The organism is Anaerobiospirillum sp. NML120448 (assembly GCF_023050945.1).
Taxonomy (GTDB): Bacteria; Pseudomonadota; Gammaproteobacteria; order Enterobacterales; family Succinivibrionaceae; genus Anaerobiospirillum.
In genome coordinates, this window is sequence record NZ_JALKIM010000005.1 from 17,367 (window position 1) to 31,405 (window position 14,039).

A 14,039-nucleotide genomic window follows, 5' to 3' on the forward strand; every position below is an offset into this window, starting at 1 on the left:
CAGCATAATTTAGCGGCCATATCCAATCTTCAAACAACCAAAAGATGGAACTTTTCCTTGGTAAAAATTTTTCAGCAACAACAATAGCGCTTAGGTATTAAACATAAGCACTTAGTTTTCCTGTTAGCACAATAAGCAGCACTTTCTGCCACCAAAATTATTGGTAAACCAAATAAACTTTGAACAGCGTAAAGATAAATAGCGATGCAAACTTAAAAAACAACAAAGAAATCAGGAAAACTAATAATCTACAACACCCAAGTTAGGCGGACAAAGCCAAGATGGGTTGTAACAACTTAATCAGACATAATTGCAAACCATTGCATTAAGGAATAGCACACTTAGCATTATGATTAGCCTTATGTTCGACTATTACAGCTATCAGCAGTAGCTGTAATTTAAGAAAAAATTCAACCTTCTAAATTAACCGTTATGCAACAAACAAAACAAAGAAACTAAAAGCTCAAATATCAAGACTTAACAAAAGCTAAATACCAGTCTGCCAACAATAACTAAAGTTATTAGTATTAAGCTTTTTTTCAGCAATGAGACGCAAGCTCAAAGTGAAAATCATTGTAGACAGGCATTGTCAAATACACATCAAAATATCGTTAAAAACTTGTTGCAGATCACAACTTGAGCAAATAGTTTGCTCTTTTAGAATGATCTATCTAGCTATAATTTTTATACAAACCCCATGTAAATATGATTCTTAAGCCATAAACTACTTGTATGACAGCACTTATCGCTTTTTAACAAAAGTATGATATGGCACCTCTATCAAAGCCACTTAATAATATTATTACCATTTACCCTACATTTCCCTTAAACCTATTGCTTACACCATTTCCAGCCACCACTCAGATCAGACACAAGCCCCATCTTCCCATCCCCAAAATAAACACAATCATATTGACTAAGATTGATTTTCTGTAGCAAATCGGCACTTCTGTCCCAGCATCAACCACCACACCACACAAACCCAAAGCCACAAAAATTTGTTTTCTGCCCAAACACGGCCATGAGCCTTAGCAAGCACATATGTTTATCCTCACATCAAGACTAGCTCAATTGAGCCACTACACTTTTGTTAGCAGCCTCTATTATCACGCCCGCTCCGCCATGATTACCCTCACCATTTACTATCCAAAGGCTATGTTCTTGCCGCTCTTTGCCACACCACCCAACACATCTGCCAAGGCAAGACTCATCTGCCTGTACAAGCTCATAAAACCTGTAACTCGCCCGCTCATCTGCTTATTGCCTTAGTAATTATCAACTAACAACTAACAAATATCAGTTGCCATCATGGCCACCTACGACCAATTTATATCAAAACACCATAAAGCACACTAATAGAAGGATAAGCTAGGCCCATTGATGGTAGGTATACAAGAACTTTTACAGGGCTTAGAAATGAAAAAAGCGCTCTAAACAGAAGCGCTTCTTTTTATTAATCTATACAAGGCTATAGTGTCGCAAGCCAAAACCGAGCAACTATTATTCAACCCACGACACATTTATACGTAAGCTTCCTTTAAAAGGGTAACAGCTGATATTAAAAAATTAATATAATTTTTAAATTATATCACGAAAATTTGGCATAAATATGCCAAATCTTTTTTGATTTTCATATTAAAAAATATCATAAAAATATTATGAAATAAATGTACAAAATGGTAACAATTTGTACGTAGTTTATATGGGGCATATTTATTGAGAGAAACATGAGTAAAGATATGCGCAGCATAGTATGCTAAGTTGGAAAATATAAAGCTATATTTATATAAATTTCTCCTTTAGCTACTATTATGTAGCGATATCATCTTATTCGAATATTTCCTCTAAATCAGGTTGCACTTGTTACCGGTTTAGAGGAAATTTACGTTATAAAGCCTCTAGTAAAAATATTTAGCTAAACTACATTAAACCAACTTAGAGGCATATCCCGAACCTTTATCGTCAGTAAAACTAAATTTTTCTAAACATTTCTACGAATGAATTATTAATAATCTACTGTGATTTTCAATCAAATCAACTGTTTATATTCAAAATCCCAAGTTTGCTCAAAGTTTAAATGATTTTAGCCATCATTTTTAGCTAAAAACTTAAGAAACATTAGTCCTGATAGATTAAAGACTTAATATGCTTAACCTTATTGAGCATACCCTCTAAAGCCTCACGGCGCTCATTAGAAACATCGCCCTCTTGAAGCTTATCCAAATTAGTCTGGCCAATATTAATATAGCGCTCTAAGCTTTCTTTAGTAGCAAAAATCTTAATAAAGGTTTCAATCTCATTGCGATAGTGGTTAACTCTAAACTCGTATTGAGCTAAAGCCTCACGAGCTTTCTTAAGCTCATTTAACAAGCTTCTTGATAAGAGAGCCTGAGTAAAATACTGTTGCGCATTATCTTTTAAAGAAAGCACAAAGGAACTGTAGTCCTCATAAGCCTGATACCAATGAGTTTGTTGCTTCTTTAAATCCTCGTTCATTGCATTGAGATCAAAAGGCATACATTGATCTGGATTGTCCATGTCTTTTGGCAAAAGATCACGAAAATCCCCAATACGTTTTAACAAGTCCTGAATCTGCATATCCACAGATAGAGCCTCAGACTTAAGCATGGCAAAAGACTGCTCAATAGGATTAGTCTGACCCGATTGTGAATTTACATTAACTGCATTAGCCCCTAAAGCATTTTGCTGTTTCTTTAACTTCTTATTGCGACTTTTCTGGCCCATCGTTGCTACCTAAAATCTAATTTGTGTATTCTATGTGCCACATTATACCAGCATCACAGTACAAGCCCTTTAATATTAAGCCCTAACCCAAAAGCAAAATCTATCTACCATCCCAAACTCACTCCCCCTAACGAAGCCAACTTGCCACTAGCAGTAGACTCTCTTTTATTTAGCCATACTGTGCTCATTAACTAATAATAGGCTCAACTATATATTGCTTTTGCAATCACTACTTCTGTACCTTAACAGTATTTTTGCTACTGGCAGTAGCCGTTCTTTTATTTATCCCTACAGTAATCATGAACTAATGAGAAGCCCAACTGTATATCCATATCGCAATCACTACTTCTGTACCTTAACAGTATTTTTGCTACTGGCAGTAGCCGTTTTTTTATTTATCCCTACAGTAATCATGAACTAATGAGAAGCCCAACTGTATATCCCTATTGCAATCACTACTTCTGTTCCTTAACAGTCAGATTGCTTATATTGTCCCCCTATGTAGTGCCTTTATATTTGGGTAAGGTATTATTCTTAAGATAGATAATTATCAAAACTTTGCCGCAATTTGGTGCTTTTGCCGCCCTATGGGCAAAGAGCACGCTTTTACCATATACCTAAAGAGACAAAATGGTTAAATTTGTATGTAAACAAATATGACTTGATACTAACTGCTATCTACTTTAATTGTAAAAACAATGTGTAAAACTAGGCCTAAACCCCTGTAATTACGCCATTGTTATTTATATTTAGCAAAATAAAAAATGATTATTTATAAAACATGGCACGCAGGTTGCTTTATCTTAGACATAACAAACTAGCTCAGGAGAGAAGGTTTTGGCTTTCTAATTTAGTTATAAAGAAAAGAATAGAGTTAGTTAGCTAGTTTGTCTTAATTATTTTGGAGTATTAAGTCATGTTCGGTATTTCAGTAAGCGGCATCAAGAACTCTCAGAAGCACATTGATGTAACCTCAAATAATATTGCCAATACTAATTCGTATGGCTTCAAGAAGTCACGTGCTGAATTTGCTGACGTTTATGCAAACAGCATTTACTCAAATTCTAAGACTGCCTCTGGTATGGGTGTGGTTAATACCGTAGTATCACAGCAGTTCACCCAAGGTTCCTTATCAGGCGATACTGGTAATCCATTGGACATGGCTATTCAAGGTAATGGCTTCTTTGTTCTCAAGGGCAACGATAGTGATTCCCTCTCCTTTACTCGTAATGGTGCATTCCAATTAGATAAGGAAGGCTACATCGTAACTGCTACTGGTGATTACCTCCAAGGTTGGGACGTAAACACCGATGGTACTGCCACTTCCTTAGACCTCAACGGCACCAAGAAGCTCCAGCTTCCATCCGACACTGGCGCTCCACAGATGTCTACCAATATCGGTATTGGTGTAAACTTACCAGCTGATAAAGAAGCTTATAAGGTTCCTACTGTAGGTGAAGATCCTTGGAAAGTTCTTAATGCTACAGATTTAACTGCTGACAAGATTCAATATGGCATTGTTCGTGATGGTAAGGGTGCTGTAGTTCAAAACCCACAAACTCCATTAACAGCAGATCAATATAAGCAATACTTTGTAAACTTTGATCCAAAAGACTCAAGCACTTACCACGCTTCAACTTCTCAGACCATTCATGACTCTTTAGGTGGTGCACACACTTTAACCTATTACATGATTAAGATGGGCCCTGAGTCTGCTGGCTCAAACAACACTGTATGGAATGTCATTCCATTTGTTGATGGCCAGCCTGTTGACGTTGCCCAACAAGGTAATGAAAACCCTGTTGTAATGACTGTACCTAATGGTAATTCTTCAGTATCTGGCGCTAACTTCTTTGGCTTCCAAGTTACTTTTGAGCCAAATGGTGAGTTTAAGTCACAAGTTCCAAGCAAGATTGAGCTTGTTAACCCAACAGTAGCAAATCCAGCTCCTGGCGCTTCTGGATTAACAAACAGCTTACGTGAAAAACTTTTTGGTGTTAACGGTGCTGCAAACAATGCTGGCGGCTCTTTAGGTAAAACAGATTACTATGATTTAACCTTTGAAATTGACACCAAAACAAATCCAGATAAGAAGCCTTTATTCAAGGGTAATGGTTCCTTACACACCTCAATTGGTCAGGGTGTAGATCCTTTACAGAGCGTACATATTTCATTCACTGCAACCCAGTATGGTTCATCTAACTTCCAGGTAACTGGTGCACCTACCAATGATGGTTATGCAACTGGTATCTTGACTGGTATGTCTGTTGATGAGAACGGCGTAATTCAGTGTGAATACTCAAATGGCCGTTTACTCCAGATTGGTAAGGTTGCTATGGCAGACTTTGCCAACACCCAAGGCTTATCAAAGATTGGTGACACTCAGTGGAAGCAATCCATTAGCTCTGGTGAGGCTATTGCCAAAGAGGCAAATACTGGCTCTGCTGGTTCCATTAAGGGTTCTAACTTAGAGCTTTCAAACGTAGATTTAACTTCTGAGTTGGTTGAGCTTATTACCGCACAGCGTAACTACCAAGCAAATGCTCAGTCACTCCAGACTAACAACACTGTAATGGATAGCATCCTTAACATTCGTTAGTCTCTAACTTAACCGATTAAAATACTCCACTAAAGCCGAGCCACAAGCTCGGCTTTTATTTTGTTCAGAAGAAAAATAAAGCTTTCCCTCCAGACACCATCCCAATAATCAAAATTTATATTTAGCTAATTACAGACCTTTAAATAGAGCGACTTCTATGAGAGATTATAAGTTTTTAGTAGTTTTTAATGGCTATATTAGATGGCTCTTAGTGCATTTTTTGCCTGCTATTAATTTGTAGGTAGTCATAAAAAGCTAAAAAAGCTATAATTGAGGGCTTAATAAGGTTGTATAGGCTAAAGTTAGTTTGCTACAACCAAAGGATAAGTAGCTATTTTGCTATTGTAATTATGTTATAAATTTAGCCATTCTAGTATTTACTAGTATGGAATTGTTTTTAGGTTAACCATGCCTTTTTACGAGTATCGTTGCTCAAACTGTGGTCACTCATTAACTAAGCTACAGTCTATGAGCGCCCCTGCTTTAACCACTTGCCCTGAGTGCAAACAAGAGACCTTAGTAAAATTAATTAGTGCCTCCAATTGCGATTTAAAGGGTGTGGGTGTGTTTGGTAATTCTAAGAGTCCTTTTAAGAACGATAGTTGTTCTGCAAGCAAGAGTCCTTGTGCCTCTTGTCCAAACGCATCAAACTAGCTTTAGCGAACGATTAATTTCTTTTTTTAGTTAGCTTTTCTTTGCTATCTGATTAAAAGTTATTTAGTTTTAGCTCTCTTATACTTAAGCCGTAAGGCTAGACATTTTTGTTTAAACATTAATAGTCAAAGGCGATTTTTATGTCAATGCGTTCACATTACTGTGATCAAGTTGGTCTGAATGAAGATGGTCAGACCATTACCCTATGCGGCTGGGTCAACAAGCGCCGTGATTTAGGTGGACTGATCTTTATCGATTTACGCGATAGAACAGGTTTAGTACAGGTTGTATTTGAGCCTGATGTAAAGGATGTGCACGAGTTGGCTGCCACCTTACGTAATGAGTTTTGTATTAAGGTAGTTGGTACTGTTAGAAAGCGTCCAGACAGCCAAGTAAACTCTAATATGAAGAGCGGTGCTATTGAAGTTTATGCCAGCTCTTTAGAGATTTTAAATAAGTCTGCTGTTTTACCTTTAGACTTCAATCAGGACAACACTGAAGAGCAGCGTTTACGTTATCGCTACTTAGATTTACGTCGTCCTGAGATGGTTAAGAACTTTACCAAGCGTCACAGCATTACCCGTTTTGTACGCTCCTTCTTAGATGATAACGGCTTTATTGATGTTGAGACTCCAATGCTCACCAAGGCCACTCCAGAAGGTGCTCGTGACTACTTAGTTCCATCCCGTATTCACCATGGCAAGTTCTACGCATTACCACAGTCACCACAGTTGTTTAAGCAATTGTTAATGATTGCTGGTTTTGATCGTTACTACCAGATCACTAAGTGCTTCCGTGATGAGGACTTACGTGCTGACCGTCAGCCAGAGTTTACCCAGATCGATATCGAAACTTCCTTTATGTCATCACAAGACGTACGTGATGTTATGGAAGAAATGATGGTAGGCTTATTCAAGCGTGAGGAAAATGTTGATTTAGGCACTTTCCCAGTATTAACTTGGACTGAGGCCATGGAGCGCTTTGGTTCTGATAAGCCTGATTTACGTATCGATTTTGAACTCCACACCTTAGACAATTTAGTTAAGGATAGCGAGTTTAAGGTACTTTCTGAGTCTGCTAACGATGAAGGCTCAAAGGTAGTAGGCTTTGCTCTTCCAGGCGGTGCTTCTTTAACCCGTAAGAACATTGATGGCTACACCGACTACGTTAAGAAGTTAGGTGCCTCTGGTCTTATCTATATTAAGGTTAACGAGCTTGCCAAGGGTGCAGAAGGCTTACAATCCTCTATTGCTAAGCACGTAACCCCAGAGCACTTATTAGCTATGGTTAATGAGTGCGGTGCTAAGGATGGCGACATCGTATTTATTGGTTGTGGCAAGACTGTTAAGTGCCAGACCTTTATGGGTGCCTTACGTTGCCAAAGCGCACGTGATCACAATTTAATTAACCCAGGCTTCAAGGCTTTATGGGTAGTTAACTTCCCAATGTTCGAAATGACAGAGGAAGCTGGCTTAACTGCAATGCACCACCCATTTACCGCTCCAGCTAACGTAACTCCAGAGCAGTTAATTAATGATCCAATGAACGTATTTGCTGATGCTTACGACATGGTAATTAACGGCTATGAAGTTGGTGGTGGTTCTGTACGTATCCACTCTGATGAGATGCAAAAGGCTGTATTTAAGGTATTAGGTATCAGCGATGAAGAGGCTCGTGAGAAGTTCGGCTTCTTATTAGATGCTTTATCATTTGGTGCACCTCCTCATGCTGGTTTAGCTTTTGGTCTTGATCGTCTAACTATGTTACTCACTCACACTGAGAACATTCGTGACGTTATTGCTTTCCCTAAGACCACTGCTGCTTCTTGCTTAATGACTGAGGCTCCAAACTTAGCCTCTGAGGCAGCTTTAACCGAACTTGCAATTGCAGTAACTGATATCGAAAAGTAATTTAGGAGAATATCATGGCAGGTCACTCCAAGTGGGCCAATATCCGTTTCCGTAAGGCAGCTCAAGATGCTAAGCGTGGTAAGATTTTTACCAAGTTAATTCGTGAAATTACCTCTGCCGCTCGTTTAGGCGGCGGTGACGAGTCTTCTAACCCACGTTTACGTTCAGCTGTTATTTCTGCTTTAGCCCAGAACATGACCCGTGACACCATTAAGCGTGCTATTGAGCGTGGTGTAGGCGGTGGTGAAGGCTCCGATCTTGAGTCTATTACCTATGAGGGCTATGGTGTAGGTGGCGTAGCTGTTATGGTTGAGTGTATGACTGACAACCGTAACCGTACTGCCTCTGACGTTCGTCATGGCTTCACCAAGTTTGGTGGCAACTTAGGCACCTCTGGTTCTGTTAACTACTTATTCACCAAGAAAGGTGTAATTAACTTCTTGCCAGATGAGGCAGGTAACATGCCAGTTGACGAAGAGACTGCAATGGATATCGCTCTTGAGGCTGGTGCAGATGACGTTATCACCAATGATGATGGCTCCATCGATGTATACACCACTCCAGAGGCCTTCGTTCCTGTAGTTGATGCTTTTGCTGCTAAGAACATTAACCCATCTAATGCTCAGGTAACCATGACTCCATCTACCGAAACTGCATTAGATGCCGAGGCTGCTGCTAAGTTCATTCGCATGATTGATTACTTAGAGGACTTGGACGACGTTCAAGAGGTTTACCACAACGCCAACATTCCAGATGACGTTGAGATTGAGTAATCTATTTGCTTGACTAGCTTATGCTTAAGCCTATAAGGCTTAAGCGCAATATCAATGCCGCACTATCTCAGATGAGAGATTTTGCGGCATTGCTTATTAAGTATTAAGAGTGCTAAGCCAATGGTTTTTTATGTACAAATTATTGGCTTACCATTTTTCCATTACAAACATAATATATTGGGCTTTGTCTATGAATAAGTCTAAACAGCCTTACAAGATTTTGTGGTACTCCCTACCTTGCTTAATTGATAGCTCTAATGGCGCTGCCATTAGCAATAAATTCATTTTAGAGCAGTTAGCCTTGCAAGGAATGGAGGTAAAAGCTCTTAATGCTACTATTGGAGATGATCCTAGTGGTTTACAGGGTCTTAATGCTATTACTGAAAAAGTAGAAGAAAACCCTGCTGGCTTTTATCAATTTCGACTCTCAAATATCGAGTATTTCGTAGTTAAGACTAGCTCAACTGGCCTGAGAGAAATTAAGGCCAGCGAACAAACCACTGTTTGGTCTTTATTTGTCAAATTGCTTGAGGTTTACCAACCTGACATTGTAATTGGCTATTGTCCAGATCTTTTCTCCTTAAGCTTACGCCGTGAAGCAAAGGCCCGTGGTATTGCTACTGCTTATGCTGTTTGTAATGCCTCTCATGATAATTTTGCTTTTCCAGACTGCGATGTAGTATTAACTAATTCTCAAGCTATCAGCATGTACTACAATCGTCGCCCTGATAGAAAAACCACGGTTAAGCCTTTTGGTATTGTCATTAACCCTGAAAAAGTCTTGGGCCCTAATGAAAATAGAGACCAAAGATATATAACCTTGGTTAACCCTCTACCATACAAAGGCATTGCTGTGTTTATTGGTCTCATTAGAGCCTTTATTAACAAGTACCCAGCTGTGCCTTTAAGATTTTTAGTAGTTAAAAATCGAGGCTCTTATGATGAGATTATTCAATCTCTCAAAAACCATGATGGCTCAAAATTCCTCGAAGGCCCAGATGCCCAAAAGATCTTATCTTGTATTGATGTTGCCGAGCATACTACCAATATGAAGGCTGTTTATGCCTTAACTAAAGTAATGGTTTGCCCATCATTATGCTTTGAGGCTTGGGGCATGGTAGCTACTGAGGCTAATATGAGTGGCATTCCTGTACTGGCTAACAATTATGGCGGCCTACCTGAGGCTATTGGTCGTACATTTGCTACCAATGAACAAGGCCAACTAATTATTGATGATAGCAATTTAGGCGGTATTGTTGTTGATCCTCCTGCTAGCAGCTTTGCTGATAATAATGTTATTCCTAATGATGAGGAAATTGTTCCTTATTTAGCCGCTTTAGAACATTTATTAACTCACGATTATAGTGAGCAATGCGCCAAGGCCAGTGCAGTAAATGATCCTAATAAGAATTTAGAGCGCTTTAAGAACTATATCATTCCTTTAATGGATGAGGCTCAAGAGCGCAAAACTCCTTTAAACAACTCTTTCTTCCTGGCTGATAGCTATATGGCCGAACAAAGAGAGGCTAATGCTAAAAAGGAAGCTGCGCTCCAGGCACAAGCAACAGCACAGGCTAATCACCAGCAGGATAATAGCGCCCGCCCTGCTAGCAAAGAAAATCAAAACTCTGCCTACCAAGGCATGCCAATTAAGGGCGTACACCAAAAGTCCAAAAAAGCTGGCAAAAACACTAAGAAAAAGCGCTAATTTCCATAATTTAGCGTCCTTTTGAGTTTGTTACTCTCAAATCAAAAAAGCCATGATTAGTGAAAATAATCATGGCTTTTTCATTTAAGTCAGCTAGCGCTTAAACCAACCTCATATCGCCCTCATGCTTTGCCTAAGACAAATATGCTAACAGTTAGACTGTATAAGCTGCCTTATGGCCTCTAGTTAGCTCTATACGCTTGATAGAGGCCCTTTATTAAGGGCCTATAGCCTATAGCCTCTAGCCTTTATCTTAGGCAAGATGGTCTCTTTGAGGTTTTTTAGCTTAAGTTAGCTTTTAGTGGCATTGAGCTTACGGGTAATAAACATTACTACACCAAGCATAATTACCAACAAGATAGTTCCTACTAACAGTGCGTATGCCTGAATATGAACAATAGCAAAGAGTACAGCATACATAGCTAAGAGGAGCAAAAACACACAAATAGCATTGCGTTTTGAATCCAATACGGCCTTTAAATATAAGGCAATCATGGATGACATTAAGAGCGCTGCCACTATGTAAGATATAGTGAAATTAGTATGCTCATTTAAAGAGAGTAAGACCATATAGAACAGCACTAATGCCACGCCAATTACTACATATTGCACTAAAGAAACAGTACGCTTAGCTACAATTTCAAAAGCCAAAACAGTAACAAAGGTCATAGCAATAAAGAGTAAGACATATTTAGTCAGTCTCTCAATTAAAGTATATGACATAGAGCGATCAGCAATAGTAATTACATAGCTATTTTCATCACTAAATCTAAACTTTTCATCAAGTTCGATTTGTCGTCTTCCTGAGGCTAAATTACTTTGCTTGTAGATAGCATCAAATGACAGTGCCTGCTCATCAATACTATGCTCTGTTGGTAAGTAATTACCTGCAAAAGAAGGCACAGTACCTACACCTGAAATATTGGTAAAGGTTTGATTACCTAAAGCCATATATGCAAATTTTTGTGAGCCGCGAACTTCAAACTTGGCGTGATAGCGCAGCTCGCCAGGACGTAATAAGTTAAAGTTAGAAAACTCTTTTTCCCCTGCTTGAGCAACAGCATTATTGCTCTCATTAGCTTTTACCGCCTTAGCATCTAAAGAATTATATAAAGCAGGAGCATTGCTATCTTGATTACTAGTGTGACCTAAAGGTTCTCCATTTATAATCTTTCTAACCTCTGATGGGCTAATAGTAACCATAAAGCCAGTATCAAAACTACTTGGCTCTACTACAAAGTCCTTACCATTGATATTCACAAAGGCAATTTCTCCAATAGAGCGCTTATACTCTACAGGGAAGTATAAATAGATTTCGTCATAGCCAGCATGATCCACCTTGCTTAAAGCCATAATGGACTCATAAGCATGCCTTAAGTCAAAGCTACCCTTTTGCTCGGTATTAACCTTATACAAGGTGGCAACATAATTACCACGAGCTCTCTTTTCTAAGCTTAGCTTGTTTTGGGAATTAGCCTCATCAGGATAAACATAGAAGTTCTTAGTCTCGACGCTTTCTATTAATGTAGTTTCATCATTTGAGTTGACATATTTCTTAGAAAGCATAGGAGTTGGCACTACCACTATAGGATCGGATAAAGTTTGGTCCTCTCCCCATGGGGTAACAATAGATTCAATGGCCATCTCTTCGGTATACTGGCGATCATTAAGCACATACTCAAAGAACATGGTAGGAATTAATAAGCACAAGGAAATCACAGCCACCATTAAGATATGGAAGGCAAGATTATCACTGAGCTTTTCCTTTTTAGCATAATCCATATCATTATTGACCATAGTCTGATTCATGCGTGCTTGGGCCATAGCCTGAGCTTGGGCTTGCGCTTGAGCTTGGGCCTGATACTGGCCTTGATTGTGCCCATAATAAGCACCTTGGCTTTGGCCCTGACCTTGAGTTCCAAAGCCCTGGCCCTGGCCTTGGCCATGGCCTTGTTGAGCTTGTCCTGCCATACCACTTGCCCCAAAGGCTCCTGCTGCTCCTTGCGTCCCAGACATGCCTTGCATACCTGGTGCTTGGCCCTGCCCTAGCGCCTGTCTTAGAGCATTAGCTTTCATATTAGCCTGTGCCTGTGCCTGCGCTTGAGCTTGAGCTTGAGCCTGGTTCATATACTGGTTATAGTTAGAGCCCTGTCCAGAGCCATAAACTTGTCCATGGGACTGAGCTTGTCCTTGGTTTAAGCCTTGGCCTGGGCCTTGGCCTTGGCTTTGACCAGGGGCGTGAGCTTGATTATTAAACAGATGGGCAAAGCGGGCTGGGTCTTGTGCTGCACTATTTGCTCCTGGCCCTTGCCCTGGCACTTGCCCTTGATAATAGCCTTCTTCTGCTGGTGCCTGATTGCCTTCGGCACGCATAGCATCATTATGATGGGCTAAGCGCTCCATAAACTCAGACCACTGCTGTCCACTAGGAATTTGCTCTTGATTGGAAGCAAAGTCTGATGTGCTTTGTTGTTCTGAAGCTACATTGGGCTCAGAATGGTGCTCTGGACTTTTCATTTCATACTGCTCTTGATATTGATCATCTGGGGATACGGAATCTAATACTTGATTAGGTTTACGGCCTAAACTATTAGTATCAGAAAGATTATTTTCTTGTACTAAGTCAGCATTTAGCGCTTGACCATCATTGAGGCTTGCTCTTGGATTGGCCTCATGTTGTGCTTTAGTAGTTGTTGTAGCTTCAATGCTATTAGCAGCTGTAGTTTGACTGCCAGATTTTAAGCTTGATGCCTGCTCATAATTAGCCCCAGCTTCATCTGGGTATTGAGATAGACGGCTCATAAAGTCAGACCATTCCTTACTACTTGGTATCTGATGGTCTCTATCAGTCTTATGGCTATTATTGCTTGAGGCGCTAGTATCAGGACTATTAGCAGTAGTAGCTGTATTGCTAGCAGTAGTATTAGTAGAAGTGGTGGTACTACTATCCTCAAGAGAGGCTGGCTCTTGAATCTCAGCTGTATCTTCACTCTCTACATAGATTTGAGCATCTTGAATAGCACCATTACTGCCAGCCAACTTAGCATTAAAATGCTCATCAATACTATGGCCAGCGCTGCCGCTAGCACCAGTGCTATAAACTGAGCCCACATCAGCGCTAGTGTCAGTGCCTGCACCCATGCCAGTGCCCGTGTCCATACCAGTGCCAGAGGTGGAGGCAGTGCCATTAAAGCTATTGGTGTCCCATACCGAGGCATTATCAGGCTGATGAGGCATAGGCCTTTTGGTTCTTTGTAAGCTTTCATCTTGATCATCATAGGCATCAAAGGTTGAGCCTACATGAACCTGATTGGGGTTAGGCATGTTAGTTTGATAGGCTTTTTTAGCCATGGCAGCATAAGCCTGTGCCCCCATAGTGGCACGCTGGCTGTGGACAAAGGCTCTACTTTGCTCAAAAGAATCTAGATCTCCTGAGAATAAAGTATGTTTAGAACTTTGACTTAACGAGCCTGCCTTATCCTCAGCGGCACTGTCCTGCTTTGCCTTATGATCATTGATATTTTCATTTTGAGCCATAAACTACTACCCTCAACCTGACTACTCATCTTTAGTTTTTAGGCAAAAGCTTTGCCAACTAAACTATTAATCAAGTCCTTTAGCTACCAACCTATATGACCTGTTTTGCGAGT

The 14,039-nt window shown here is 39.9% G+C and carries 7 protein-coding genes; 5 read left to right on the forward strand and 2 right to left on the reverse strand.

Going from position 1 to position 14,039, the window contains the following annotated elements:
• Positions 1 to 2,118: 2,118 nt before the first annotated feature.
• Entirely contained in the window at positions 2,119 to 2,745 is a 627-nt protein-coding gene (locus tag MXE38_RS01695; protein ID WP_246910464.1) for a hypothetical protein, read from the reverse strand.
• Positions 2,746 to 3,661: 916 nt separating this feature from the next.
• On the opposite strand from MXE38_RS01695, the gene MXE38_RS01700 reads away from it, so the two are divergent.
• From MXE38_RS01700 to MXE38_RS01720, 5 genes are all read left to right on the forward strand, one after another.
• Positions 3,662 to 5,344, forward strand: a complete 1,683-nt coding sequence (locus tag MXE38_RS01700; RefSeq protein ID WP_246910467.1) for a flagellar hook protein FlgE — start codon at positions 3,662 to 3,664, stop codon at positions 5,342 to 5,344.
• A 408-nt stretch (positions 5,345 to 5,752) separates the two neighbouring features.
• Positions 5,753 to 5,998 (forward strand): zinc ribbon domain-containing protein, encoded by a 246-nt coding sequence (locus MXE38_RS01705; protein WP_246910469.1) that lies wholly within the window; start codon positions 5,753 to 5,755, stop codon positions 5,996 to 5,998.
• Between the two features lie 146 nt (positions 5,999 to 6,144).
• On the forward strand, positions 6,145 to 7,908 hold the full coding sequence (gene aspS / locus MXE38_RS01710) for an aspartate--tRNA ligase (protein WP_246910552.1): 1,764 nt from the start codon (positions 6,145 to 6,147) through the stop codon (positions 7,906 to 7,908).
• A gap of 14 nt (positions 7,909 to 7,922) precedes the next feature.
• Entirely contained in the window at positions 7,923 to 8,681 is a 759-nt protein-coding gene (locus MXE38_RS01715) for a YebC/PmpR family DNA-binding transcriptional regulator (RefSeq protein WP_246910471.1), read from the forward strand.
• Between the two features lie 190 nt (positions 8,682 to 8,871).
• Complete coding sequence (locus tag MXE38_RS01720) at positions 8,872 to 10,389, forward strand: glycosyltransferase (protein ID WP_246910474.1); 1,518 nt, start codon at positions 8,872 to 8,874, stop codon at positions 10,387 to 10,389.
• Positions 10,390 to 10,680: 291 nt separating this feature from the next.
• Here the strand turns inward: MXE38_RS01720 and creD are convergent, their stop codons facing one another.
• Entirely contained in the window at positions 10,681 to 13,926 is a 3,246-nt protein-coding gene (gene creD, locus MXE38_RS01725; protein ID WP_246910476.1) for a cell envelope integrity protein CreD, read from the reverse strand.
• Between the last annotated feature and the right edge of the window lie 113 nt (positions 13,927 to 14,039).

Bases quoted from the DNA above. Each gene is read 5' to 3' on its own strand.
- MXE38_RS01705 (WP_246910469.1), top strand. From the start codon at position 5,753: ATGCCTTTTTACGAGTATCGTTGCTCAAACTGTGGTCACTCATTAACT.
- creD (WP_246910476.1), bottom strand. From the start codon at position 13,926: ATGGCTCAAAATGAAAATATCAATGATCATAAGGCAAAGCAGGACAGT.
- MXE38_RS01715 (WP_246910471.1), top strand. From the start codon at position 7,923: ATGGCAGGTCACTCCAAGTGGGCCAATATCCGTTTCCGTAAGGCAGCT.
- MXE38_RS01700 (WP_246910467.1), top strand. From the start codon at position 3,662: ATGTTCGGTATTTCAGTAAGCGGCATCAAGAACTCTCAGAAGCACATT.
- aspS (WP_246910552.1), top strand. From the start codon at position 6,145: ATGCGTTCACATTACTGTGATCAAGTTGGTCTGAATGAAGATGGTCAG.
- MXE38_RS01695 (WP_246910464.1), bottom strand. From the start codon at position 2,745: ATGGGCCAGAAAAGTCGCAATAAGAAGTTAAAGAAACAGCAAAATGCT.
- MXE38_RS01720 (WP_246910474.1), top strand. From the start codon at position 8,872: ATGAATAAGTCTAAACAGCCTTACAAGATTTTGTGGTACTCCCTACCT.